21 protein-coding genes are annotated in these 25922 nt (G+C 68.8%); 9 read left to right on the top strand and 12 right to left on the bottom strand.

The features are described from left to right. Positions 1-93: 93 nt before the first annotated feature. A complete protein-coding gene (gene rsmI, locus ACNPNP_RS18935) occupies positions 94-915 on the bottom strand; it encodes a 16S rRNA (cytidine(1402)-2'-O)-methyltransferase (RefSeq protein WP_448967585.1) in 822 nt (273 codons plus the stop codon). Between the two features lie 40 nt (positions 916-955). Between rsmI and ACNPNP_RS18930 the strand changes: the two genes are divergently transcribed. After that, on the top strand, positions 956-2506 hold the full coding sequence (locus ACNPNP_RS18930; RefSeq protein WP_448967584.1) for a dolichyl-phosphate-mannose--protein mannosyltransferase: 1551 nt from the start codon (positions 956-958) through the stop codon (positions 2504-2506). 10 nt (positions 2507-2516) lie between these two features. Here ACNPNP_RS18930 and ACNPNP_RS18925 read toward each other — a convergent pair whose 3' ends face one another. The 5 genes from ACNPNP_RS18925 to ACNPNP_RS18905 all read right to left on the bottom strand — a co-directional run bounded on the left by ACNPNP_RS18925 (position 2517) and on the right by ACNPNP_RS18905 (position 8232). Next, positions 2517-3254, bottom strand: a complete 738-nt coding sequence (locus ACNPNP_RS18925) for a phosphotransferase enzyme family protein (RefSeq protein WP_448967583.1) — start codon at positions 3252-3254, stop codon at positions 2517-2519. Positions 3255-3286: 32 nt separating this feature from the next. Next, positions 3287-4762, bottom strand: coding sequence for an HNH endonuclease signature motif containing protein (locus ACNPNP_RS18920; protein ID WP_448967582.1), 1476 nt, complete (start codon positions 4760-4762; stop codon positions 3287-3289). Positions 4763-4890: 128 nt separating this feature from the next. Then, positions 4891-6687 carry a thioredoxin domain-containing protein gene (locus ACNPNP_RS18915; protein WP_448967581.1) on the bottom strand — a complete coding sequence of 599 codons (1797 nt, stop codon included), beginning with the start codon at positions 6685-6687 and terminating at the stop codon, positions 4891-4893. Between the two features lie 65 nt (positions 6688-6752). After that, positions 6753-7322 (bottom strand): FMN reductase, encoded by a 570-nt coding sequence (msuE, locus tag ACNPNP_RS18910; protein WP_448967580.1) that lies wholly within the window; start codon positions 7320-7322, stop codon positions 6753-6755. Between the two features lie 73 nt (positions 7323-7395). Next, positions 7396-8232 carry an aldo/keto reductase gene (locus ACNPNP_RS18905; protein WP_448967579.1) on the bottom strand — a complete coding sequence of 279 codons (837 nt, stop codon included), beginning with the start codon at positions 8230-8232 and terminating at the stop codon, positions 7396-7398. Between the two features lie 91 nt (positions 8233-8323). Between ACNPNP_RS18905 and ACNPNP_RS18900 the strand changes: the two genes are divergently transcribed. From ACNPNP_RS18900 to ACNPNP_RS18890, 3 genes are read left to right on the top strand one after another with little or no spacing between them, the layout of a single operon-like run. Beyond that, positions 8324-9487, top strand: a complete 1164-nt coding sequence (locus ACNPNP_RS18900) for a PA2928 family protein (protein ID WP_448967578.1) — start codon at positions 8324-8326, stop codon at positions 9485-9487. A 43-nt stretch (positions 9488-9530) separates the two neighbouring features. Continuing rightward, positions 9531-13508, top strand: coding sequence for an ATP-dependent RNA helicase HrpA (gene hrpA, locus ACNPNP_RS18895; protein WP_448967577.1), 3978 nt, complete (start codon positions 9531-9533; stop codon positions 13506-13508). Positions 13509-13552: 44 nt separating this feature from the next. Beyond that, entirely contained in the window at positions 13553-14497 is a 945-nt protein-coding gene (locus ACNPNP_RS18890; protein ID WP_448967576.1) for a quinone oxidoreductase family protein, read from the top strand. A gap of 18 nt (positions 14498-14515) precedes the next feature. On the opposite strand, the gene ACNPNP_RS18885 is transcribed toward ACNPNP_RS18890, so the two are convergent. From ACNPNP_RS18885 to ACNPNP_RS18860, 6 genes are read right to left on the bottom strand one after another with little or no spacing between them, the layout of a single operon-like run. Continuing rightward, positions 14516-15628, bottom strand: a complete 1113-nt coding sequence (locus tag ACNPNP_RS18885; protein WP_448967575.1) for an LLM class flavin-dependent oxidoreductase — start codon at positions 15626-15628, stop codon at positions 14516-14518. A gap of 17 nt (positions 15629-15645) precedes the next feature. Next, positions 15646-16440: an ABC transporter ATP-binding protein gene (locus tag ACNPNP_RS18880; RefSeq protein WP_448967574.1), complete on the bottom strand. Its 795-nt coding sequence runs from the start codon at positions 16438-16440 to the stop codon at positions 15646-15648. Then, the gene (locus ACNPNP_RS18875) at positions 16437-17327 is read right to left on the bottom strand and encodes an ABC transporter ATP-binding protein (protein ID WP_448967573.1); all 891 of its coding nucleotides are present in this window, start codon (positions 17325-17327) and stop codon (positions 16437-16439) included. Before ACNPNP_RS18875 ends, ACNPNP_RS18880 begins: the two co-directional genes overlap by 4 nt. Beyond that, the gene (locus tag ACNPNP_RS18870) at positions 17320-18183 is read right to left on the bottom strand and encodes an ABC transporter permease (protein WP_448967572.1); all 864 of its coding nucleotides are present in this window, start codon (positions 18181-18183) and stop codon (positions 17320-17322) included. Before ACNPNP_RS18870 ends, ACNPNP_RS18875 begins: the two co-directional genes overlap by 8 nt. Next, on the bottom strand, positions 18180-19205 hold the full coding sequence (locus ACNPNP_RS18865) for an ABC transporter permease (RefSeq protein WP_448967571.1): 1026 nt from the start codon (positions 19203-19205) through the stop codon (positions 18180-18182). Before ACNPNP_RS18865 ends, ACNPNP_RS18870 begins: the two co-directional genes overlap by 4 nt. 3 nt (positions 19206-19208) lie before the next feature. Beyond that, positions 19209-20729 carry an ABC transporter substrate-binding protein gene (locus ACNPNP_RS18860; RefSeq protein WP_448967570.1) on the bottom strand — a complete coding sequence of 507 codons (1521 nt, stop codon included), beginning with the start codon at positions 20727-20729 and terminating at the stop codon, positions 19209-19211. Positions 20730-20849: 120 nt separating this feature from the next. Here ACNPNP_RS18860 and ACNPNP_RS18855 point away from each other — a divergent pair, with 120 nt between their 5' ends. Genes ACNPNP_RS18855 through ACNPNP_RS18835 form a run of 5 tightly spaced genes read left to right on the top strand, consistent with a single transcriptional unit; the run spans position 20850 to position 25919 of the window. Next, positions 20850-21539 (top strand): alpha/beta hydrolase, encoded by a 690-nt coding sequence (locus tag ACNPNP_RS18855; protein WP_448967569.1) that lies wholly within the window; start codon positions 20850-20852, stop codon positions 21537-21539. Then, positions 21536-22828 carry an O-acetylhomoserine aminocarboxypropyltransferase/cysteine synthase family protein gene (locus tag ACNPNP_RS18850; RefSeq protein WP_448967568.1) on the top strand — a complete coding sequence of 431 codons (1293 nt, stop codon included), beginning with the start codon at positions 21536-21538 and terminating at the stop codon, positions 22826-22828. Before ACNPNP_RS18855 ends, ACNPNP_RS18850 begins: the two co-directional genes overlap by 4 nt. 50 nt (positions 22829-22878) lie before the next feature. Further along, positions 22879-23937: an LLM class flavin-dependent oxidoreductase gene (locus ACNPNP_RS18845; protein ID WP_448967567.1), complete on the top strand. Its 1059-nt coding sequence runs from the start codon at positions 22879-22881 to the stop codon at positions 23935-23937. A gap of 4 nt (positions 23938-23941) precedes the next feature. Next, positions 23942-24937 (top strand): Gfo/Idh/MocA family protein, encoded by a 996-nt coding sequence (locus ACNPNP_RS18840; RefSeq protein ID WP_448967566.1) that lies wholly within the window; start codon positions 23942-23944, stop codon positions 24935-24937. Further along, positions 24930-25919: an NYN domain-containing protein gene (locus tag ACNPNP_RS18835; protein WP_448967565.1), complete on the top strand. Its 990-nt coding sequence runs from the start codon at positions 24930-24932 to the stop codon at positions 25917-25919. Before ACNPNP_RS18840 ends, ACNPNP_RS18835 begins: the two co-directional genes overlap by 8 nt. The last annotated feature ends 3 nt before the right edge of the window (positions 25920-25922 follow it).

Genomic DNA, 25922 nt, shown 5'->3' with positions numbered 1-25922 from the left:
TCGTTCGGAGAATTGCACTGCCTTCGGAGCGATTCGGGCGATTCTCTCCGAGCCGAGCGCACTTCCCCGAAGAACGTGCACGGCTCGCGTCGCTCATGGCTTCCGCGCGGCGAGGGCCTGCTGGTAGAGGTCGCGCGAGCTCAGTCCGGTCGCCGCAGCGACCTCCGCGCAGGCCTCCTTCAGCCGCATGCCCCCTGCGACGAGTGCCTGCACCTGGGCACCGGCATCCTCGGCCGACACATCCTGATGAGGGGCGCCCTCCACGACGACGACGATCTCGCCCTTGACGCCGTTCTCGGCCCACTGCGCGAGTTCGGCGGCTGTGCCGCGGCGCACCTCTTCGTAGAACTTGGTCAGCTCGCGGCACACGGCGATGCGACGATCCGCACCGAACGCCTCTCCCATGTCAGAGAGAGTCGAGGTGAGGCGGGCCGGAGACTCGAAGAACACCATCGTGCGCTTCTCGCTCGCCACCGCGCGGAGGGCCGTGCGCCGCTCCCCCGGTTTGCGCGGCAGGAAGCCCTCGAACGTGAAGCGGTCGGTGGGCAATCCTGAGATCGCGAGCGCCATGAGCACCGCACTCGGCCCTGGAATCGCGGTGACCGTGACTCCCTGCGCGACGGCCTCGGCGACCAGGCCGTAACCGGGGTCGCTCACCGCCGGCATTCCGGCGTCGCTGACGACGACGATGTCCTGCTCTGCGGCGAGGGCCGCGAGCTCGGCAGCCAGATGCTTCTCGTTGTGATCGTGCAGAGCGACCAGACGGGGTCGATTCTCGATCTGCAGCGCGCGGAGCAGGTGCGCCGTCGTGCGCGTGTCCTCCGCCGCCACGATCTCGGCGTTCTCGAGCACCTCGATGAGACGGCGGGACGCATCGCCGAGGTTTCCGATCGGAGTCGCGGCGAGGATGATCACACGATCAGCTTAGGCGGGCACTGCCGCTTAGGCTTGTGCCGTGACCGCGCCCGTGCCTCTGCTGCCCCCGCCTGAGGAGCGCCTGACCAGGTGGGGCCGACTGCGCGATCGAGTGCTGCTGGATCCGGACGGGAATCGGCTCGTCCGCTTGCTCGCACCGCTCGTGGTCACGGCGCTCGCGGCGGTGCTGCGGCTGGCGAATCTGTCGCATCCGAATGTGCTCGCGTTCGATGAGACCTACTACGTCAAGGACGCGTGGTCGCTGTGGCTTCTCGGCTACGAGGGCACGTGGGGCGACGGGGCGAACGAGTCGTTCCTCAACGGCGACACGACGGCGTTGAGCGCGACGGGCAGCTTCGTGGTGCATCCTCCCCTGGGGAAGTGGATCATCGCGCTCGGCATGGGTGTCTTCGGTGCGGGCAACAGCGCGGCGTGGCGCCTGATGGTCGCTCTGATCGGTGCCGCGACGGTGCTGCTGGTGTACTTCGTCGCCAAGGAGCTGACTCGATCGGTCGTCGCGGCGACCGTCGCGGCGCTGCTGCTCGCGATCGACGGACTCAGCATCGTGATGAGCCGTATCGCCTTGCTCGACGGCATCCTCACGTTCTTCATCCTGCTCGGGTTCCTGTTCATCCTGTACGACCGCCGGCGCAGCATCCCGCTGGTCGAGACCGCCGATCCGGATGCGCCGGACGCGCTCTGGGGCACCGTGATCTGGCGCCGCCCGTGGGTGATCGCTGCGGGTGTCGCGCTGGGCGCGGCGTGCGCGGTGAAGTGGTCGGGACTCTATGCGTTGGCGGGCCTGGGCCTGTACCTCGTGGTCACGGATGCGCTGGCGCGCCGACGTGCCGGCGTGCTGTTCTGGCCGACGGATGCCGCGTTCCGACAGGGCGCGGTCTCGTTCGTGCTGCTGGTACCGGTGGCGCTGCTCACCTACCTGATCACCTGGACGGGCTGGCTGGTGACGGCCGGCGGCTACGATCGGCACGCATCCGAGAACCCTTTGGCCGCGCTGTGGAAGTATCACGAGTCGATGTACGGGTTCCACGTCGGTCTCAGCAGCGGGCATCCGTACGCCAGTCCGGCGTGGCAGTGGCCGTTCCTCATCCGTCCGACGGCGGTCTGGGTGGGCGACGATCAGACGTGCGGCACCGATCACTGCATCTCGGTGGTGTCATCGGTTCCGAATCCGCTGATCTGGTACGCCGGTGTCGCCGCTGCGGTCTTCCTGCTCTACCGATTCGTGCGCGGGCTGGTGCAGCGCACACCGATGCCGTGGACGTATGCGATCCCGCTGGTCGGTCTCGCCGTCACATATGTGCCGTGGCTGCTGTACCCGGAGCGCACGATCTTCCAGTTCTACACAGTGGTGATGATGCCGTTCCTGGTGCTCGCGCTCGTGCTCGCGCTGCGCGAGTTGGCGGGGCGGCGAGACCAACCGCTTCATCGACGGCAGGCGGGAGAGCGCACCGTGGTCGTGTTCCTCGCGGTCACGGTGCTGGTCTCGGCGTTCTACTATCCGGTGTGGACGGGCATGAACGTGCCGTACGAGTTCTGGCTCATCCACAACTGGATGCCGACCTGGGTGTAGTCCGCCGCTCTCACGTCAGTCGGTCGCGCAGCCGGACGGCGTCGCGCTCGTACATCTCCGCGTGCGCCGCGAGCTCGGGCCTGGCGATGGATCCGGCCCGCGAGTGCTCAGCGAGCGCGTCGAGTCGAGCGGCCATGATCGTCCACAGCGCGTCAGCCGATGCGTCGGTGCCGTACGCCGACAACAGCATCGCCAGTCGTTCGGGTTCTGCCTCCCGAACGTCTGCCGGCGCTTGCGCATCTTCCACGTAGGGCACCAGCCGGTATGCGAGATAGGCGAGATCCCACAGACGCGGTCCGGGAGCCGCCATGTCGAAGTCGATGACTCCGACGAGCTCCTTGTGATGGAACACGAGGTTGTACGGCGCGAAGTCGTTATGGCACACCACTTCCATCGGCTCGCGCGACGGCATCCGCCACCCGCTCGCACGGCGGACGCTCTCGGCGCCGGCATCGTGGATGCGTCGGAGGAGCTGTGCGGCGCTCACCAGGATGCGGTCATCCCACAGCCACTCCGGCAGCGGATAGTGCGCCACCTCACCTTCGATGAAGGAAAGCCGTTCGCGGCTGTCAGCCGTGATGCCGAGAACCCGTGGAACACCCTCGACGCCCGCGGAGTGAAGCTCTTGCAGAAACGCGTGGACGTTCATCGTCCATGCCCCCGCCGGCCGTCGAACCTCTCCGTCGCCCAGTGTCACTTCGTTCGTGTTTCCGCCCGCGAGCTCGGTCTCCGGCGTCTCCTCGCTCATGACTCGATGCTAGACGCGGATGCTGGCGCTCCTCATCCGGGGACGGGTTGTCGGTGGTGGGGGCTGCGGGTGGGGTGCCATCTCTGGTGGGGGTCCCACCAGGCGGGGCCGCGGACTTCGGGGACACCGTGGTTCATGCGGATCACCCACTCGGTCCGGTGCAGGGTGCGGTGATGGAACCAGCACAACAGCACCCCGTTGTCGGTATGCGTCGGACCGCCGGCGGCATGCTCGTGGACGTGGTGGACTTCGCACCACGTCGCGGGGATCGTGCATCCGGGGATCACGCACCCACCATCCCTCGCGGTGATCGCCCGGCGTTGCAGGGCATTGAAGATCCGACTGCTGGTGCCGATCGACACGATCCGGCCCCGGTCATCGAACAGGATCCGCTGGATCCCACCCGCGCACCCGGTCTGCAGTGCCGCGGCCAGCGGGACGAGGTCGCCGGTGTGCCCGATCTGCGCCCACCCGTACCCGGCGGCAAGATCCGCCGCCGTCGCCGAGACCGTGAGCGTGGGGGCCGCGCCACCCAGATGCGGGAACAAGTCGGTCCGGGCGGCGGTGTTCAAGATCGTGGCGAGAGCGTCGTGGAGTTTCTGCCCACGGGTGCGGGTGTCGGTGACGCCCGTTCCGTCCGCGGGATCGGTGTCCTCGGACGGCTCGAACCGCACCCCACCCGCCGCACGTGCACCCTCGGTTGCTTCGCCGTCCCTGCCCGGCTCGTCCGCCCCGTTGACCTTCGGGTTCAGGAGGCTGTCGATCAGCAGGGCGAGTTGTGCCGCGACCTCGGGCAGCAGGCTCCCCCGTACCGGCGCCGCACCGTCCTTGACTTTCCCGATCGAGAAGTACCGCCCCCGCATCGCGGCCTCTTCCGCCGGTTCGGCCCCATCCGGGTCCAGATACGCGACCATCACCCGTGCCAGTACGCCGAGATCCTCCGGAAGAGGAACCGGGCGCGGCGCGTCACCGTCGGCAGCATCGGCGTCCACGCCGCGGGCGAAGTCCGCCAGCTGCCGGTCCGCCTCCACACGGTCCTCATCACTGATCCGCCGTGCGGACTGCTCGATCGGATCCGTCGCCGCCAACAACCCCGCCAGACCCAGGCCACCGTCGACCATCACTTCCCGCAACGCCTGATACCGGGCGGGCAGGAACGCCCCATCCGTGATCCCGACATCCCTACGCACCAACCGGGCCGCCCGCACCAGCCGGGTCGCACCCCGTGTGTCGGTTCCGACGAGCATCCGCACGAGATCCGCTGGCTTCGAGCACCCGAACCGGGTCGTCATCCGCTCTTCCTTCAGCCCCACCGACCGATCGACCACCTGCACGGCCGCCTCGACGTGCACGCCCTCCAGGCGGCGTTGGATCCGCCCCGACACCGCCAGCAACTCCGCCACATCCGCATCCGACAGAGAAGGAATCCGCTCCGCACCGAACGCATCACGCACCACCGAATCGAGGGACTCCTCCAGATCCCGAAACCGAGCAACGATGCTGTTCATACCCACTATTCAACAGGGGGCCACCGACATTCCAACCCTGGTTTAACCCAGATCAGAGAACTTTTCCGAAGAATTTTTCTCGTCACTTGACGAACCGCAACTGACGAGAACTCACCTCGGCCAGACGCTCACCTCGCCGCGACGAGTTCCCCCGCATCGGCCGTCGGCAGACGGCAGACGAATGCCCGGCAGTCGTAAGCGAGGCCGGACGTCGCATCCTTGCCCTCGAACAGCTCGAATCCCGCCTCCGCGAACGCGCGCGCCTGCGCGGGCGTCACTGCTGCGATCACGTCGGCGTCCATTCCGCGCGAAGCGACCACCAGTGGCGCTGAACGATCGTCGGTGACGACGACCACCTGACGGGGCGGCTCGACGAGTCCCGCGGCCACGGCCAGCAGCGAACCATGGCCGAACGGATGCTGCAGAGCGGACGACGCATGCGTTCGCACCTGCTCCTCCGCGGCGGCCCGATACCGATCCCCTGCGCCCAGACGCCACGCCGTCAGCGCCGCCGCTGCGAGAGCGGACACCCCCGAGGGCAGGTCGCCGTCGGTCTGATCGGGTGCGGATGCCACGCCCTGCGCCGCGAGCACGGGATCGTCTGCGGCGCCGTCTTCGAGCGCCTCATCGAGAAGGTCGCGTCCCGTCACCGCCCATGACGCATCGCCCGTGGCGACGGCCAGTGCGAAGAGACCCTCCGCGAGAAGACCGAGATCCGCGAGCGTCGCGACGGCGGTCGATGCGGTGCCATCCAGTGACGCCCTCACGAGCCGCCCTTCCGTCGAGCGGTTGGTCGCCAGTACGAAAGTGGCCGCCGCAGCCGCCGCATCCACCCATCCCGGAACTCCGAGCGCAGCACCCGCCCGCGCGAGGGCACCGATCGCGAGACCGTTCCACCCCGTGATGACCTTGCCGTCGACGTCGGGCGGCGCGAGTGCGGATCGGTCCGAGGCGAGGTAGTACCCGCCCTCGCTGCGCTGCCCGTCGATCCACGACTCCGAGTCCTGCGCTGCGCCGAAGCCGCCTCCCTCACGCCGCAAGACCTCGAGCAGGAAACCGACGACGCCCTCGGCCGTCACGGAGTCCCCCTCCGCGACAGCCACGTCGAGCAGTTGCGCGTTGTCCGTCAGCATCCGCTCGTAGTGGGGAACGGTCCAATCGCGCTGCGTCGCGTACCGGAAGAAGCCTCCGTCGGTGTCGCGCAGAGCGGATGCCGCCATCGCGGCGAGCGCGCGCGTCGCAGAGGCGGCCGCATCTGACGCCTCACGACGCACGAGTGGACTCTGCAGGAACCGCAGCGTCGTCGCGACCGGGAACTTCGGCGCTCCGCCGAAACCTCCGAACGACGAGTCCTCACGCGCCGCGATCGTCGCCGCTGCCGCCGCGAGGCCCGCCGTCGCCGGCAGCGGAGACGGTGTCGCGGAGGCAGCGCTGACCAGAGCCTCGGCCACGGCATCCGCCGATTCGATCGCCTGCTCGCGGCGCAGTGTCCAGGCTTCTCGCACCGCGGCGAGCACGTCGCTGAATCCGGGCATGCCGCCCCTCGCGGAAGGAGGCCAGTAGGTGCCCGCATAGAACGTGCGGCCCTGCGGTGTCGTGAAGACGGTCAGCGGCCAACCGAGGTTCTGCGTGAACGCGGATGCCGCTGCCATGTACGCACCGTCGACATCGGGATGCTCTTCCCGATCGACCTTGACTGCGACGAAGCCGTCGTTGATGAGCGCCGCCGTCTCCGGGTCGGAGAACGATTCCCGTGCCATGACATGGCACCAGTGGCACGTCGAATAGCCGATCGAGATCAGCAGCGGCACGTCCCGGCGCTGCGCCTCCGCGAACGCTTCCGCGCCCCACGGGAACCAGTCGACCGGGTTGTCGGCATGCGAGCGCAGATACGGACTGAGCGTGTCGGCGAGACGATTCGTCATGGCGCCACGCTACGCCCGTGCAGCGCTCAGCGGACAGGCGCTTCGATCGCTGACCCGAGCCGTCTTCAGCCGACGAGCGCCTCAGTCGTCCTCGACGCCGCGTATCCGACGAGCGGGAGCGCGCGCTCGGCCGCGAGCGCGATGCGCGCCTGCAGGATCTCGGAGTTGATCACGTACCCGTCGAAGTCGGTGTCGCTGGCGTAGACGCCGAGTGGCAGCGTGAGCGCCTGGAAGAACGCGAACAGCGGCCGCAGCTGGTGTTCGATGATGAGCGCGTGGCGCTCTCCCCCGCCCGTCGCCGCCAGCAGCACCGGCTTCCCGACGAGCGCGTACTGGCCGACGAAGTCGAACAGGTGCTTGAACAGTCCGGTGAACGAGGCACGGTAGACCGGGCTGCCGACGATCAGCAGGTCGGCCTGCTCGATCGCGACCAGCTGCTCCTCGACGCTCGCGGGCAGGCGATCGCGGCGCAGCGCTCCGGCGAGTTCCGGACCGACGGCGGTGAGCTCGATCAGCTGAACCTCGACCTCGGCGCGCTCGGCGCCCGCGGCGGCGATGGCACGCAGAAGCGCGGTCGTCTTGCTGGGCTCGTGGAGCGAGCCGGAGACGGCGACGATGCGATAGGGAGCGGTCATGCCATAGAACGTACCCACGATGACGCCCCGTGGCGCACGGAGCGACACGGGGCGTCATGTAAGCGTCAGGCGCTCAGTTGAATTCGTTCGGGTGCGTGCCCACTCGGCCCGATCCGTCGAGCGGGTCGAGAGCGTCGATCGCCGTGATCTCGGCTTCGGTGAGAGTGAAGTCGAAGACGTCGAGGTTCTCGCGCAGGCGCTCGGCGCGCACCGACTTCGGGAACACGATCGTGCCCTTCTGCAGGTGCCAGCCCAGCACGACCTGCGCCGGCGTCTTACCGTGCGCTGCCGCGGCGTCGGCGACCGCCGGCGTGCCGAAGAGGTCGTACTTGCCCTGTCCGAGCGGACCCCACGATTCGATGCGGATGCCGTGGTCCCGAGCCCACGCGACGGTCTCGCGCTGCTGATATGCGGGGTGCAGCTCGATCTGGTCGACGGCCGGCGTCACGCCGGTCTCGTTCACCACGCGCTCGAGGTGCTCGGCGAGGAAGTTCGAGACGCCGATGCTGCGTGTGAGGCCGGCGTCGCGCAGCTCGATGAGCTTCGCGAACGCGTGGACGTAGTTGTCCTTGGCGGGCGTCGGCCAATGCACGAGATACAGATCGACGTGCTCGAGGCCCAGCTTCTCGAGGCTCTCGGCGATCGCGGCGTTCGGCTCATCGCCGTCATGACGGTCGTTCCAGAGCTTCGTGGTGATGAAGAGCTCGTCGCGAGCGATGCCGCTCTTCGCGATCGCCGCGCCTACTCCTTCCTCGTTGCCGTAGATGGCCGCTGTGTCGATGTGGCGATAGCCGATCTCGAGCGCCTCGCTGACCGTGCGCTCGGTGTCTGCCGGCGGCACCTTGAAGACGCCGTAGCCGAGCTGCGGGATGGAATGTCCGTCGTTGAGAGTCACAGTGGGGATCGTCATGCACCCAGCCTAGAACTCCGCCGGCCGCGCCGGAGCCGTGATCGGGAGCAGACCGATCCACTAGCGTCTATGCCGGAGAGGCAGGTGCACGATGACGAGATCGATCGAAACGAGACCGGCCTGGTGGCGGCGTGAGCCGTGGCGGATATCCACGATCCTGGTGTCGCTGCTCGTGCTGGGTACCCTCGGCGTGCTGTTCGTCGTCCCGACTCCGCTGTTCATCCACACCGACGCGAGGGCGGACGCCGGAATCGTGATCGCCGAGCGCGACGGTCATGAGATTGCCGTCACGGTGTACAACGACCACGGCGCGAACCTGCTGGCCGGCATCTTCGGCGATCAGAGCGGCGGAGTGCGCATCACCGCCATCGACATCGAGACCGGGGACACCGTCTGGGACGAGCGCATCCACGAAGTCAACGGCAGCGACGGCTTCCTCACCGATCGCCGACTGGTCGCCGCGAACGATCGATATGTGTTCCTGAGTACGACGTTCACCATGTACATCTTCTCCATCGACGACGGCACGCTCGTCGCAACGGACGAGGACATTCCGGAGTTGGACGATGCCACCGGCCCCCTTTCGCGCATGCTCTATCGCGATGGCACCGATGAGATCCTCTTCATGGGCTCGGACGATGGGGCGCTCCGGGTGCTGGATCTGCAATCCCTCGAAGTGCACGATGCGGATTCCGAGACGTCTTCGACCTGGCGCTGCGTCCTGAACTGGACGGGCCACAGTTATGACGACGACGTGACGACGGATGCATGGAGCGCCGTCTGGCACGTCGACGGGGAGATCGGCGGAGAGGGCCTGCCGGCCGACGCGACGCTTCTCGGGCGGATGGTGCGTGAAGAGCCGCTTCCGAATGCCTGCGCCGACGCGGTCTGGGAAGAGGAGGTGTTCCCCGAACCGGAGACCGTGGACGAGATGTTCGTGGCTCTCGGCGCAGACGGCCCCCACCGTCTGGCCCTGATGGACGGCGAAGCGGATCTCGGGGTCGTCGACGCGTCATCCGGTGAGGTGCTCGGCCGACTCTCTCCGGTGGGAGCAGGATCGCCGAATGGACGGATCATGTCCGCCGCCGGGAGCGTCTCAGGCGCATTCGCCTTGGTATCCGATCGCGATCTCACCGGCATCGCGCCGGCAGTCGGGACGGATGCTGCGAGCTCGGTCGTGCACGTGATGAACGCCGACGGGGAGATCCACGAGACGATCCTTGGCAGGCACGGCTGGTTCGGGCTGCCGTGGTGACGCCGAGTCGGAGGGTGGTGCCCGCGTCGTACGATGGAGGGCTATGTCTTCTGCCGATCTCGTGATCACCTATCCCCCGGAGCTGCCCGTCAGCGCCGCAAGGGACGAGATCGCCGACGCCATCCGCGACAACCAGGTCGTCGTCGTCGCCGGCGCGACCGGATCGGGAAAGACCACCCAGCTGCCGAAGATCTGCCTCGAGCTCGGCCGCACGAACATCGCGCACACGCAGCCGCGCCGACTGGCCGCCCGCACGATCGCCGAGCGCATCGCTGAAGAGCTGCACGTCGAACTCGGCGGAGCCGTCGGCTACAAGGTGCGCTTCACCGACAAGGTGTCGGATGCGACGAAGGTCGCGCTGATGACCGACGGCATCCTGCTCAACGAGATACACCGCGATCGTCTGCTGCGCCGTTACGACACGATCATCATCGACGAGGCGCACGAACGCTCCCTCAACGTCGACTTCCTGCTCGGATACCTCACCCGCATCCTCCCCGAGCGCCCTGACCTGAAGGTCATCATCACCTCGGCGACGATCGATCCGGAGAGCTTCGCGAAGCACTTCGCCGCGCCGAACGGCACTCCGGCGCCGATCATCGAAGTGTCAGGGCGCACATATCCAGTCGAAGTTCGGTTCCGGCCGCTCGCCGACTCCGGCACAACTCCGGAGAACTCGGGCTCCAGCGCCTCGAACGCACCGAAAACACCGCAATCCGGCAAGAATCTCCGGAGTTATGCGGCGGGCGAGCCGGAGGACGAGGTCTCCGCGATCGTCACGGCGCTGCGCGAACTCGACCGCGAAGCGCAGGGCGACGTGCTCGTGTTCCTTCCCGGCGAAGCCGAGATCAGGGATGCCGCTGATGCCGTGCGCGCCGCGTATGCGTCGAGCAGGTCTCCCGTCGAGGTGCTCCCGCTGTACGGCAGGCTGTCGGCAGCCGAGCAGCATCGGGTGTTCGAGCCGAGCCGCGTCGCAGGCGTTCGCCGCCGGGTCATCCTCGCGACGAACGTCGCGGAGACGAGCCTCACCGTCCCCGGCATCAAGTACGTCATCGACACCGGCACCGCACGCATCTCGCGGTACAGCAACCGCTCGAAGGTGCAGCGGCTGCCGATCGAGCCGATCTCGCAGGCGTCGGCGAACCAGCGCTCCGGGCGTGCGGGCCGCACGAGCGACGGCATCGCCATCCGCCTCTACGGCGAGGACGACTTCGAGAAGAGGGCGGAGTTCACCGAACCCGAGGTGCTGCGCACCTCTCTCGCCTCGGTCGTGCTGCAGATGCTCTCGCTCGGGTTCGGCGACATCGCCGCGTTCCCGTTCCTCACGCCACCGGATTCGCGCGGCATCAAGGCTGCGTTCGACCTGCTCACCGAGCTCGGCGCCGTCGACCTCGGTCGCGACACCCCGCGGCTGACCCGCATCGGCCGCGACATCGCCCGGATGCCGATCGACCCGCGCTTCGCCCGCATGCTGCTCGAGGCGCAGAAGAACGGCGTCGCAGAGCCCGTGCTGGCGATCGTCGCCGGTCTCACCATCCAGGACGTCCGCGAACGCCCGTCGCAGGAGGCGCCGCAGGGCGTCCGCGACGCTGCGGAACGGATGCACGCGCGCTTCACCGACCCGACGAGCGACTTCCTGGCGACCCTGAACCTGTGGAACCACCTGCGCGAGCAGCAGCGAGAACTCGGATCCAGCGCGTTCCGGCGCCTGTGCCGCTCGGAGTACCTCAACTACGTGCGTGTCCGCGAGTGGTTCGACGTGCATCGCCAGCTGCGCTCGCTCGTGAAAGCTCCTCCGACGTCGAAGAACGAGGGCGCCGCCGACCCCGACGCCATCCATCGCGCCCTGCTCGCAGGTCTTCTCTCGCAGATCGGCATCCTCGACGAGCGGAACACCAAGACACCGCCGAAGGGGCAGTCGAAGACCCAGAAGGACCCGAAGCGCCGGATCGCGGAGTACCGGGGCGCACGCGGCATCCGCTTCTCGATCTTCCCCGGGTCGGGCCTTCGCAAACAGAGCCCGCCGGCCGTGATGTCCGCCGAGATCGTCGAGACCTCCCGCACCTTCGCACGCACGGTCGCCGCGATCGATCCTGCATGGGCCGAGTCGCTCGCCGGCGACCTCGCCAAGCGCTCGGTGTCCGAACCGCACTGGTCGAAGGATGCCGGCGCCGCCGTCGCGTTCGAGAAGGTCACACTGTTCGGAGTCGAGATCATCCCGCGCCGGCGCGTGCAGTTCGCCCGCATCGATCGCGCCGCGTCCCGTGAGATGTTCGTGCGGCACGCGCTGGTCGAAGGCGAGTGGGATCCGACCAGGCTCGACAAGCGCGTCAGTGCCTTCTGGCGCAGCAACGCCGAGCTGCGCAAGCGCCTCGAGAAGCTCGAGGAACGCGAGCGCAGACGCGACATCCTCGCCGGCGATGAAGAGGTGTTCCGCTTCTACGACGAGCGGATCCCCTCCGACGTGTTCGACGTGCGCTCGTTCGAGAAGTGGTGGCGCGAGACGCTGTCGCAGACGCCGAAGCTGCTCGTCATGCGCGAGAGCGACCTCATCGAAGACGACGAACGGGCCGATCAGAACGACTTCCCCACGCGCTGGACGCAGGGCGACCAGGTGCTCGGGCTGGCCTACCGCTTCGAGCCGGGGGCTCCGGACGACGGCGTCAGCGTCGTCGTCCCCCTCGCACTGCTCGCCCAGATCGAGGATCGCGGCTTCGACTGGCAGGTGCCGGGACTGCGCGCCGACCTCGTCACCGCGCTGCTGCGCGCGCTGCCGAAGGCGATCCGCCGACACGTCGTGCCCGCAGCGGACTGGGCCGACAGATTCGGAGCGGAACTCGCCGAGGAGGGACCGGAGAACCATGGCGGGCTCCCTCCCCGTTCGCTGAAGGAGGCACTGGCGCGGATGATCCAGCCGCTGGCGAATCAGCCGGTCTCGGCCGCCGACTTCGACGACGAGCGCGTGCCGGGGCATCTGCGGATGAACTTCCGCGCCGTCGATGAGCGCGGCCGCGTCGCAGGCTCTGCCCGAGACCTCGGCGAGCTTCAGCGGTCATTGTCCGATCGTGCCCGGTCCAGCGTCGCACGTTCGATCGCGCGTCCCGAGAGGGGCCGAGGTCGCCCCGACGCACAGGCGGTGGCCGCGGCATCCGTCCGAGGATCGATCGAGCAGGACGGTCTGACGAACTGGACCTTCGGCGACCTCCCCGAGGTGCTCGACACGAAGGTCGCAGGCGGCGTTGTACGCGGCTATCCCGCGATCATCGACAAGGGCAAGAGCGTCTCTGTGCGCGTCGAAGCGACGGCCGACGCCGCAGATGCGGCCACTCGAGACGGGGTGCTGCGCCTCGTACTGCTGAATGTGCCCTCTCCGGCGTCCTATGTGCAGGAGCACCTCACCTCGCAGGAGAAGCTCGCCCTCGCGGCATCGCCGTACTCGTCCGCCTCCGCGCTGATCGAAGATGCCAGGGCCGCCGTGGTGAGGGCGACCCTGCCCGCCCACCCGATCCGCACCGAAGCGCAGTTCACCACGACGCGCGACGCCGTCAACGCGATCCTCGTGGACCAGCTGTTCGCCACAGTCTCTCTCGTCGCACGCATCCTCACGAAGTCCCGCGATGTCGAGCGCGGCATCAAATCGGAGAACTCGCTCGCGCTGCTCGGCCCGCTGAACGACATCCGATCCCAACTGAACGGACTGCTGCATCCCGGGTTCATCTCGGCGACCGGCGCCGAGCGCCTCGCGCACCTTCCCCGGTACCTCGACGGCATGCTCGATCGGCTCAAGACGCTGTCGAACGAGCCGGGCAAGGATCGCGCCCGGATGACCGAGTTCGAGCGCGTGTCCAAGGCGTTCGAGGATGCCGGGGGCACCATCCCGCTCGCCGCAGACGCCGCTCCCGCACTGGTGGAGGCGCGCTGGCTGCTGGAGGAGTACCGGATCAGCGTGTTCGCACAGCGCCTCGGCACCGCGCAACCGGTCTCGCCGCAGCGCATCCAGAAGCTGCTGTCTGCCCGCTGACCGGGATGGCTGACCGCCTGAGTCATTGCGGGTAGCCTGGCGGCATGGCTCGCGCGATCGTTCACACCGAAATCGGCTCACCTGACGTCCTCCACCTCGTGGAGATCCCCGATCCTGTCGCCGGTCCCGGCGAGGTCGTGGTGCGGATCGAGGCAGCGGGTGTGAATCCGCTGGATGCGAAACGGCGCAGTGGGAAGCGCCCGATGCCGCCGATCACCGAACCGCGCCGCGTCGGTCTGGACGGTGCCGGTGTGATCGACTCCGTCGGCGAGGGAGTGACCGAGTTCGCGGTCGACGACAGGGTCGCGATCGGTGACACGGTCGGCACGTACGCGACCCATCTGGTCGTGCCGGTCGCCCATCTCTTCCGTCTTCCGGATGCCGTCACCGCCGCCGAGGGCGCGGCTCTCAGCATCCCGGTGGGAACGGCCTACCAGTGCCTGCGCTCGCTGGCCGTCGGCGACGGCGACACGCTGCTCATCCACGCCGGATCCGGCGCGGTCGGACAGGCCGCCATCCAGTTCGCCGTCGCATGGGGCGCCACCGTGATCGCCACCGGCAGCCCCGCACGTCACGACCAGCTGCGCGAGCTCGGTGCGATCCCCGTCGCATACGGCGACGGCCTGGCCGATCGAGTCCGCGCAGCCGCTCCCGCGGGCGTGACCGTCGCGCTGGACTGCATCGGCACCGACGAGGCGATCGAGGTGTCGAAGGAGTTGATCTCCGACCGCGATCGCATCGCGACGATCGTCCGCGGACCGGATGCCGAGAAGCTCGGCATCCGCGCCTTCAGCGGCGGCGCGCCCACCCCTCTGACCGAGCAGGAGCTCGCCTGGCGCCACGAAGGCGTCGACGTCGCGATCGCCCTGATCGCGGCGGGCGACTTCCAGGTCGAGCTCGGCGCCGAACTGCCCCTCTCGGAGGCGCCCCAGGCGCACGAGCTCGTCGAGGCGCACGCCGCCCGGGGCAAGATCACGCTGGTGCCGTAGGCGACGTGCTCCGACGACTCAGGCCGCCGCCCTCTGCTCGTCGCGAAGACGTGCCCCCTCGCGCAGCAGAGGGACAAGCTCCTTTCCCCAGTCGCGCACGTCACCGAGCGGATCGAAGCCGCGGATCAGGAATCGCGTGACGCCAAGGTCGTAGTACTTCAGCAGCGCCTCGGCGACCTGCTCCGGTGTGCCCACCGGCGCCGTCGAGTTGCCCGAGGGGCCGGTGAGCCGCGTGATCCCGGTCCACAGCCGCTCATCGTGCACGTCACCGCGCTTCGCGATCTGCTGCAGACGGTCGGCCGACACTGCGTTGCGCTCCGCACCGCGTGAGCGGGCGAACGACAGCGTGTTCCCGTCCTTCTGCGACGCGATCAGCTCCTCCGTCTCGGCGTAGATGCGGTCGGCCTTCGCCCATGCGTCGTCCTCGGTGTCGGCGACGATCGGGCGAGTGGAGAGGCTGAACTCGATCGTCCGGCCCTCCTTCGCCGCGGCTGCGCGGATCGTGCGGATGTGCTCCGCCACCTCGGCGAGCGGCTCGCCGAACAGCATGTAGACGTCCGCGTTCTTCGCCCCGACCTCGACCGCGCCGTCCGACAGCCCGCCGAAGAAGATCGGGATCCCGGCATCCGTCGCGGGTTTCGCAGCCGAGTACGCGCCCTCGACACGGTAGAATTCGCCGTCGTGGTCGAATGGCTCGTCCTCGGTCAGGGTCTTGCGGAGCACATCGATGAACTCGCCGGTGCGACGGTAGCGATCCTGCTTCTCGCTGTAGTCGCCGTCCCGACGCTGGTCGGCCTCGCTGCCGCCGGTGATGTGGTGGATCGCCACGCGACCACCGCCGGTGAGATGGTCGAGCGTGGCGAGCTTGCGAGCGACGATGGTCGGTGGCACGAAGCCGGGCCGGTGAGCGATCAGGACCTTCAGTCGCTCGGTGGAGTGCAGCGCCGCCGACGCCACGGCGAAGCCGTCTGGCGAACTCGCGCTGTAGCCGATGAGCACTCGGTCGAACCCGGCCTCCTCGTGCGCACGCGAGAACTCGCGCACGTAGGCGGGGTCGACGACGGGTCCTGCGATCGCCTTCGACTCCGACCCTGCGGTCGTGGCGATCATTCCGAGGATTTCGATGGGCATGTCTGCAGCTCCAGTGTTCAGGGGCGGTTGGCGGATGGCGTGTGGATGAGGGGGACGGAATCGATGAGACGTCTCGTGTACGGGTGCTCCGGACGCGCTACGACCTGCCGGGTCGGACCGTCCTCGACGATGCGGCCGCGGTTCAGCACCACCAGCCGGTCGCTCATGGCCGCCAGCGAACCGATGTCATGCGAGATCACGAGCATCGCCAGGTCGCTCCCCCGCTGATCGCGCAACGCGATGAGAGCCTGCACGACCCGGTCGCGGCTCGCCGCATCCAGGGCGCTGACCGGCTCGTCGAGCACGAGCAGCCGGGGCTCGACGACGAGCGCCCTGGCGATCGCTGCGCGCTGACGCTGCCCGCCGGAGAGTCCCGACGGCAGCCGGGATATGAGGTCCTCGTCGAGCCCGACGGCATCGAGAGCCGCGGCGCGGCGGCGCGCGGCATCCGCTGCGGGCACCCTGGCGATCCGCAGTCCCTCCACGATCGAGTCGGCGACAGCGACGGACGGGTCAAGCGAACGCAGCGGGTCCTGGAACACGTACTGCACGGCGCCGGAGCGGCGCCAGGCGCGCAGTGCCGCGCCGCGTACCCGGGTGACGTCGCGCCCTGCCACGCTCACGCGCCCCTCGGCCGGCGCGACGGCGCGCAGCACGGTGCGGGCGAGCGTCGTCTTGCCGGAACCCGACTCGCCGACCACGCCGACGACCTCGCCGGGTCTGATCGTCAGCGAGACGCCGTCGAGCACGCGCACCCGCCCGTAGTCGACCGAGACCTCGTCGAGCTCGAGCACCGATCCGTCTCCGCTCATGCGAGATACCTCTCCAGTCCGTAGGCGGCATGCGCGGACAGCAGCTCGCGCGTGTACGGGTGTCCCGGCGCACGCAGCACACGCGACGTGGCCCCTGCCTCCACGACCTTTCCGTCACGGAACACCTGCACCCGCTCGCAGATCTGCGAGACGACGGCGAGATCGTGCGAGACCAGGATGAGCGCGAGGTCGCGCTCGACCCGCAACCGCTTCAGCAGCTCGAGCAGTTCGGCCTGCACGGTGACATCCAGCGCGGTCGTCGCCTCATCGGCGATGAGCACGGCCGGATCCGCGGCGAGCGCCATCGCGATGAGTACGCGCTGCAGCATCCCCCCGCTGAGCTCGGCGACCCGCTGACGCAGCACGAGATCGACGCGGCGGATGCCGAGATCGTCGAGGAGTTCGCGCGCCCGCCCGCGCGTCTGGCGCCTCGGAATCCCTGCGGTGATGCGCACGGTCTCCTCGAGCTGCCGGCCGACCGGGATCGCGGGATGGAGGTAGGACGCCGGGTCCTGGAAGACGGCGGCCACGTGAGTGCCGCGCAGCCGCCGCCAGGTCTTCTCGGACGCACGGGTGAGATCCTGGTCGCCGATGCGCACAGCCCCGCCCGTGACCGACAGTCCTGCGGGAAGGATGCCGAGCAGCGCCCGGCAGGTGAGCGTCTTGCCACTGCCGGACTCGCCGACGATTCCCACCGCCTCCCCGGGGCGCACGGCGACCGAGACGCCGTGCACGAGTTCGGTGCCGTCGGACGCCGCGATCACCAGGTTCTCCGCCGATGCGACCGCCGGTCTGACCAGCGAGCTCTCGTCGAACGAGGGTGGGAGCGCTTCGTTGAGCACGGTCGACGACGCCGGCTGAGCGGTGCTGATGCGCACGTCAGACATGGGTGGCCTCCTTGCGTGCGGAGCGAGTGACCACGGCATCAGCCCCGAGTACGTCGCGGGATGCATCAGCGATCAGGTTCAGCGCACCGACCGTGATGATGATGGCGAGTGCAGGCGCCACCGGACCGAACGGCCGCTGGCCGAGGTAGCCGAGATCGCTCGACAGCATCCCGCCCCAGGTGGGCGCAGGAGGTTGCACGCCGATGCCGAGGAAGGTGAGCGAGGCGACGGCGAGCAGCGCGCCGCCCAGTGCCGACACCGATGCGACGACGAGGTTCGGAGCGACCTGACGCCATACGTGCCGGCGCAGCACCCACCACGCCGATCCGCCGAGGAACGCGGCGGCCTCGACGTACTGCGAATCGCGCACCCGCAGTGTCGCAGCGCGCGCGATGCGGAAGAAGCTCGGCGCGATCAGGATGCCGATCGCCAGTGTCGCCTGGATGAGACCGTTGCCGAGCAGGGCGGCGAACACGATCGCGAACAGGATGAACGGCAACGACAGCAGGGCATCGACGACGCGCAGCGAGAGCCATTCGCCGATCCTCGGTGCGAACGCGCTGAGCGCACCGGGCACGGCACCGATCAGGAGCCCGATGACCGCCGCCCCGAACGCGCTCAGCAGCGAGGCGGGTGCTCCGGCGAGAAGCCGCGAGAGCACATCGCGGCCGAGGTAGTCGGTGCCGAGCAGGTGAGCGGGCGACGGATCCTGCAACGCGCTCGCGGTGTCCTGTCCGAGTGGGTCGTATGGCGCGAGCACCGGGCCGGCGATGGCGATCACGAAGACGCCCACGATCACGAGGATCGCTATGCGCACTGTCCATCCGGCCGCCCACAGGCGGGCCAGGGCGTTCATGCGGCACTCCGATCCGTACCGCCGGTGCGGGCGATGACGAGGTTGATGATCACGCCGATGACGACGACCATGGCGATCGTGATGAGCAGCACGCCCTGGACGACGGGGATGTCGCCCTGCAGCGCCGCGCGGTTGGCGAGCTGACCGAGTCCCGGCATCCCGAAGATCACCTCGGTGATGACCGCTCCGCCGACGAGTCGGGGCGCATGCACACCGAGCACCGACAACGCGGGGGTCGACGCGATGGGCAGCGCGTGCCTGAGCACGATCCGGCCCGGGCTGAGACCGTGCACCCGTGCGCCGATGATGAAGTTCTCGTTGAGCGTGCCCACGAGCGATGTGCGCAGTTGCCTGGCGATGTCGGCCCCGGCGTCCAGGCTCAATGCGAGGGCCGGCAGCACGAGGCAGAGCAGCCAGCCGCCCAGATCCCTCTCCGGCGGCACGTAGCCCGCGACGGGGAAGATCGGAATGGCGTAGGCGAACAGCAGGATGAGCGCGATCGCCGCGACGAACGCCGGGACGGTCGCGGACACAGTGGTCAGCAGGGTCACGGCGCGATCGACCGGGCCGCCGCGGTTCACAGCGGCGAGCAGACCCCCTGCGAAACCGAACAGCAGCGCCAGCAGGATCGCCCCGACGGCGATCGACAGGCTCACCGGGAACGCCTGCGCGATGCTGTCCGCCACGGGTATGGTCGTGAACCAGCTCGCCCCGAGATCGCCGGTGACGGCGCCGGAGATCCAGTCGAAGTAGCGCACCAGGAACGGACGGTCGAGCCCGAAGACGTGGTTCAGGCGGTCGATGTCCTCCTGCGTGGCGACCTCGCCCAGAGCGACGGCCGCGGGGTTGGATCCGCTCGCCGCTCCCAGCGCGAAGGTCGCGAAGGTGGCGAGCACGAAGACCGTGGCCGCCGTGCCGAGGGTGGCGAGCACAGTGCGCAGCGCGGGCCACGCGCGACGCACACTCAGCACGTCCTCGATCTCGGGCGCTGGCGGCGCCTCGGCGGTCACGGTCGTCGTCACGTCTCAGCCCTCGACCTTCACGTCTTCCCAGCGCTGCACGTCGAGCCAGTGCTGGATGCCGGTGATGTCGTCGGGGTGGATGAGGATGCGCGGCCAGCTGAACAGGAAGGTGTTCGGCTGCAGCTTCACTCCCACCTCGACGGCGTCCTGGATGGTCTCCGCGTATGCGGGGTCATCCGTCGGCGTGGCGCGTGCCTTGTCGATCGCGGCCGTGAGTTCGGCCGGCGTCTGGCGACCGAGGTTCATCAGCCCCTCCGGGCCGTACAGCACCTCGAGCGCCTGCAGCGGTGACTGCCGCCCCGAGTAGCTGTCGAGCACGAACGGGAACGTGCGCTGCACGTAGTTCTGCGAGATCGCGGCCGCCGCCTGCACGTTCAGGGTGACGCGGATGCCCGCTTCGGCCCACTGCGCCTGCAGCAGCTCGGCGAGCGCCGTGTCATCCTCACCGAGGGTGAGCGTGATGTCGACGCCGTCCGGGTAGCCCGCCTCGGCGAGGAGCTCCTGCGCGGCGTCGACATCGTGCGGGTAGAGGTCGTCCAGCTCCTCGCTGTGCGCGACATAGCCGTCCGGGAAAGGCTGCCAGTTCGCGGTACCGTGCCCGAAGTATGTGGAATCGATCAGCGCCTGACGATCGGTGGCATGACTGATCGCCTGCAGTACCCTCTGGTCATCGAACGGCGCCACCGTGCCGTTCACATCCAGGGCCCTGACGGTGAGCGCCTTGATCTCCTCGACATCGAGACCGGCGGATTCCGCGGCCTCGGCCTGCGATGCGGGGATGATCGCGACATCCCACTGCCCGGTGTTCACACCGGCGACCGCCGTCGCGTCGTCTGCGACCGGGACGACGGACAGGTCGTCGATGAAGATGTGGTCGGCGTTCCAGTACTCGTCGTTCTTCTCGAGCGTCGCGTGCGCGTTGGGCACGTACTCGGTCAACGCGAACGGACCGGCGCCCTCCGGCTGGGTGGCGAGAGTGGTGACGTCGTCGAAGGCCGCCGGGTTCACGATGAATCCGGTCTTGCCAGCGAACAGGTACGGCACCTGATAGTCGGCCTGGTCGAGATGCACCGTCACGGTGCGCTCGTCGACGACGTCGATTCCCGTGACGATGCGCAGCTGTCCGGCCAGAGTGGAGTTCTCCTGGTCTCGCCCGCGCTCGAGGTTGCTCTTCACGGCCTCGGCCGTCACCGGTGTGCCGTCGCTGAAGGCGGCGTCTTCGCGCAGGTGGAAGGTGATCGCTGTGCCCTCCGCGTTGTACTCCCACGACTCGGCCAGTCCCGGTACGGGCTCGCCCTCGGTGTCGAGCTGCGTGAGCCCGTCGTACACGAGCGCCAGCGCATGCGTGTCCCAGCCGGCGGTCGATGTCACCGGGTCCCAGCTGGTGGGCAGGCGCCACCCCCAGGTGAGCGAGCTGGTACCGCTGCTGTCGTCGGCCGGCGCCTGAGACGCGGCGCATCCGGTGAACGCGAGGGCTGCGACGCTGAGAGCGGCAAGTGACGCGAAGGGGTGTCGTGAAGTCATGGATGTGAAAGTAGAAGGCCACGCAACCGCGAACCAGCAGCACCGATGCGGGACGACACAGACTGCAACAGTTCGACACATGCGTGTCGTGCGCACCTGATCAGCGCTCACTATGGACGCATGACCACGAGTTCCCCCGCAGCCATCTGGACGCCCCCTGCCCGCGTGCGCGGCGTCCTCGCCGTCGTCCCGGGCCGCGGCGAGCGCGCACCCGTGTACGAGCGTTTCGGGAGGCGCATCAGCGCCGACGGCTACACCGTGGCCGTGTTCGAAGCGGACGCTGACGCCGCAGCGGCCTGGCTCGCCGGCATCGACGACGTGCCGACGGTCCTGGTCGGCTCCGACACGGGCGCGGCGGCCGTCCTGCGGGTGCTCTCCCAGGGAGAGACGCCCGACGGTGCGATCATCGCCGGCACACCGGTCGAGGTCGACGGCACCGGTGAGCCGACCGACGAGCAGCGCACCGCGTGCCCCGTCCATCTCGGCGTGCTCGGCACGGCCGAATCGCGCACTGCCAGCGCGAGCGTCGAACGGACGCCGGCCGCACCCGACCTCGCGGCGATCGCCGTGCCCGTCCTCGCGTTCCACGGATCCGCAGACGCGGTCTCCCCCATCGCCGAGGCCGGCGCGCTGCTGAGCGCGGTGCCCGATCTCGAACTGATCGAGACCGTCGACGGCCTGCACGACGCGCTGAACGACCAGTCGCATCGCAGCGTCGCGGCATCCGTCGTGCTCTGGCTCGAGCGGCTGCGCAGCGGCGACGTGCACGCCCCTGTCGTGCGGCACACGGTGGGGGCAGCCGCCGCATGACCGCTTTCTCGACGCAGCAGGTGCAGGGCGGTTACACCGCCGGAGTCCCCCAGAACAGCGCGGTTCCGCCGATCTATCAGACCGCCGCCTACGAGTTCGCCTCGCTCGCCGACGCCGCCGACCTGTTCGCGCTGCGCCGGGCCGGGAACCTGTACAGCCGCAACGCCAGCCCCACCCAGCAGGTGCTCGAAGAGCGCGTCGCCGCACTGGAGGGCGGATCATCAGCCGTCGCCGTCGCCTCCGGCCAGGCGGCTGTCGCGGTCACGCTGATGGCACTCGCCGGCCGCGGCGGACACATCGTCTCGGCGAACCAGTTGTACGGCGGCACCGTCGACCTCTTCCAGGACACGTTCGACGACTTCGGCATCGCGGTGACGTTCGTCGACCAGGACGACGCGGAGGCGTGGCGGGCCGCGATCCGCCCGACCACCCGTGCACTTTTCGCGGAATCGGTCGCGAATCCGATCGCCCAGGTGCTCGACTTCCGCCTCGTCGCCGACATCGCCCACGCGGCGGGCGTACCGCTCGTGATCGACAACACGGTGGGGACGCCGTACCTGATCCGGCCCGGCGAGCACGGCGCCGACTTCGTCGTGCACTCCGCGACCAAGTTCCTCTCCGGCCACGGCACATCGCTCGGTGGTGTCGTCGTGGATCAGGGCTCGTTCGACTTCGGCGCGCAGCCCGAGCGATGGCCGCAGTTCACGGCTCCGTATCCGCGGTTCGGCGAGCTTGTGCTCTGGGAGCGCTTCGGGATCGGCCAGGCCTTCGCCGCGCTGGTGAAGTCCAAGTACGTGCACGATCTCGGGCCGTCCCTCTCACCGTTCAACGCGTGGCAGATCCTGCAGGGCATCGAGACGCTCGATCTGAGGGTGGCGCGTCAGAGCGCGACGGCGTTGACGATCGCCGAGCACCTGTCGCAGAATCCGAAGGTGGCCACCGTCCACCACCCCGGCCTCGCCGGCAACCGCTGGCACGCGCTCGCCGAACGCTACCTGCCGCGGGGCGTACCCTCCGTGCTCTCGTTCGATCTCGCGGGTGTCGAGGATTCCGGCGCCCAGACCCGCGTCGCGCAAGTGGTCGATTCCCTCGAGGTCTTCCGCCTGGTGGCGAACATCGGCGATGCGCGCAGCCTCGTCTCGCACCCGGCATCCATGACCCATTCCCACCTGAACGCGCACCAGCGCGCCGCGGCAGGCATCTCGCTGAACACGATCCGGCTGAGTGCCGGGCTGGAGGATCCCGGCGACCTCATCGCAGACCTCGACAGCGCGCTCGCGCGCATCTGAGCATCGCCCTCACCCGCAGCGCCACGCGGCGCACCCGACCAGGAGACATCATGAGCATCAATCTCGGATACTGGACACCCGTATACGGCGGATTCCTGCGCAACGTCACGGACGAGGGGCGGATGGCCGCGACGTGGGAGCACATCCGCGAGGTCTCGGTGAAGGCCGACCGGCTCGGCTTCCACACCACGCTCGTGCCGGAGTTGTACCTCAACGATCGCAAGGGCGTCGAGGCGCCGAGCCTCGAGGCGTGGTCGCTGTCGGCCGCGATCCTCGCGGTCACGGATCGCCTGCGGGTCATGACGGCCGTACGCCCCGGCTTCCACCTGCCAGCGGTGCTCGCGAAGACGGTCAGCACGCTCGACAGCATCGCGCCGGGGCGGGTGTCGTTGAACGTCGTGGCCGCGTGGTGGGCAGAGGAGGCCCGGCAGTTCGGCGGCAACTTCCCCGCGCACGACGAGCGGTACACGCAGGCGAAGGAGTTCGTCGAGGTTCTGAACGGGCTGTGGGAGCAGACGCCGTTCTCGTACGCGGGCGATCACTACGAGTTCGAGGGCACGATCGTCGAGCCGAAGCCGCAGGTGCACCCCGTGGTCTTCGCCGGCGGTGAGAGCGATTCCGGACGCGAAGCCATCGCCGACTTCGCCGACGCGTACGTCATGCACGGCGGAACGCTCGACGAGGTGCGCAGCAACGTCGCGGACATGAACGCCCGCTCGGAGCGGATCCATGGTCGTCCTATCGCCGAGTTCGGGATGCCGGCGTACGTCATCGTGCGCGACACCGAGGCGGAGGCGCAGCGCGAGCTCGACCGGATCACGACGGTGGATCCCGACTCGCCCGGCTACGCATCCTTCGAGGAGTTCACCCGTCATTCGAACCTGTCGCTCGAGCTCAGTCGCCGGGAGTACTCGGTCGGCACGCGCGGGCTGCGCCCGAACCTCGTCGGCACGGCCGAACAGGTCGCCGAACGCATCAACGACTACGCCGAGGCCGGCATCACGCTGCTGCTGATCCAGGCGTCGCCGCTGGATGAAGAACTCGACCGCATCGCCGAGCAGGTCTTCCCGCTCGTCCCGCAGGAGGCGCTCGCGACTGCTCTACGCTGAGAACATGACTGGTCTTCGCTGGGGAATCCTCGCAACCGGCGGCATCGCGTCCGCCTTCGCCTCCGATCTGCGCACCGCCGGGCGTGATCTCGTCGCCGTCGGCTCGCGTTCGCAGTCCTCCGCCGACGCTTTCGCCGCGAAATTCGACATCCCGCACGTGCACGCCACGTACGAGGATCTCGTCGCGGATCCCGACGTCGACATCATCTACGTCTCCACGCCGCATCCGATGCATCACGCAGGGGCGAAGCTCGCCCTCGAGAACGGCAAGCACGTGCTCGTGGAGAAGGCGTTCACCGTCAATCGCGCCGAGGCCGAGGATCTGCAGCGCATCGCGGCCGAACGCGGCCTGCTGGCGATGGAGGCGATGTGGACGCGCTACCTGCCGCACATGGTGCGCATCCGTGAGATCCTCGCGGAGGGCGCGCTGGGCGAGGTCCGCGCCGTCACCGCGGATCACACGCAGCTGATCAGCTCCGACCCCGCGCATCGCCTCAACGACCTGAAGCTCGGCGGCGGTGCCCTGCTCGATCTCGGCATCTACCCGATCTCGTTCATCTGGGACGTCCTCGGTGCACCGACGAGCATCCAGGCCACCGCACGGCTCGTCGAGACCGGCGCCGACTCCGAGGTCGCGACGATCATGACGCACGAGGGGGGCGCGGTCTCCACGAGCCTGTCGTCGTCCAGAGCGGCCGGCCCCAATGCCGCATCCATCATCGGCACCGAGGCGCGGATCGACATCGACCGGGTCTGGTACACGCCGACGACCTTCCGCGTGGTCGCACCGGACGGCACGGTGCGCGAGACCTACACCTCCGAGGTCGAGGGACGCGGCATGCAGTACCAGGCGTTCGCCGCCGAACGGCTCGTGAGCGAGGGCAACTTCGCCGGCGACGTTCTCCCCATCGCGGAGAGCGTGGCCATCATGGGCACGCTCGACGAGATCCGCTCCCAGATCGGCGTGAGCTACCCCGGTGAGGAGCGCGACCATGGCTGACACCCAGGATCCTCGCGTCGCCGTCTATCTCGACTTCGACAACATCGTCATCTCCTGGTACGACCGCGTCCACGGCCGCAACGCCTACGGCAAGGATCGTCAGCGCATCGCGGAGAATCCGCACGACCCAGAGGTCGTCGAACGGCTGAAGGCTGCGATGATCGAGGTCGGGGCGATCATCGACTACGCCGCGTCGTTCGGCACGCTGGTGCTCACCCGCGCCTACGCCGACTGGTCCTCCCCCGTCAACGCCGAGTACCGTTCGCAGCTCGTGGCGCGCGCGGTCGACCTCGTGCAGCTTTTCCCCGCCGCTGCGTACGCCAAGAACGGCGCCGACATCCGCCTCGCCGTGGATGCCGTGGAAGACATGTTCCGCCTCTCCGACCTGACCCACGTGGTGCTCGTCGCGGGTGACAGCGACTACGTGCCGCTCGCACAGCGCTGCAAGCGGCTGGGGCGCTACGTGATCGGCGTGGGCGTGGCCGGCTCGACCGCGAAGTCGCTGGCCGCCGCGTGCGATGAGTTCGAGTCGTACGATTCGCTGCCCGGCGTCGTGCGCCCCGCGGCCAAGAAGGTCGCGGCCAAGGCGGAACCGGTCGCCGTGACGCCGAAGGCGGACGTCGACGCGGATGCCGAGGCGGAGGCACCGGCGAAGGCCAAGGCCCCGCGGACGCGCGCCAAGAAGGCGGCCAAGCCATCCGAACCCGAAGTGATCGCCGAGCAGGAGCCCACGGCGCTCACCGAGCAGGACGAGGCGACGCTGCTGCTCGAGCGCGCCCTGCGCCTCGGCCATGACAAGGCGGACGCCGACGAGTGGCTGCACAGCTCTGCGGTGAAGACGCACATGCGACGCATGGATCCGTCGTTCAGCGAGAAGGCCCTCGGCTACCGCTCGTTCTCCGACTTCCTGAAATCCCGCGACGAGATCACGGAGCTCGAGGAGACCGGGCACGAACGGCTGGTGCGGCTGCGCGAGCCCTGAGCA

The organism is Microbacterium xerophyticum (assembly GCF_053543555.1).
Note: the sequence above shows the minus strand (reverse complement) of the source record. Positions and strands in the feature narration are given on the sequence as shown.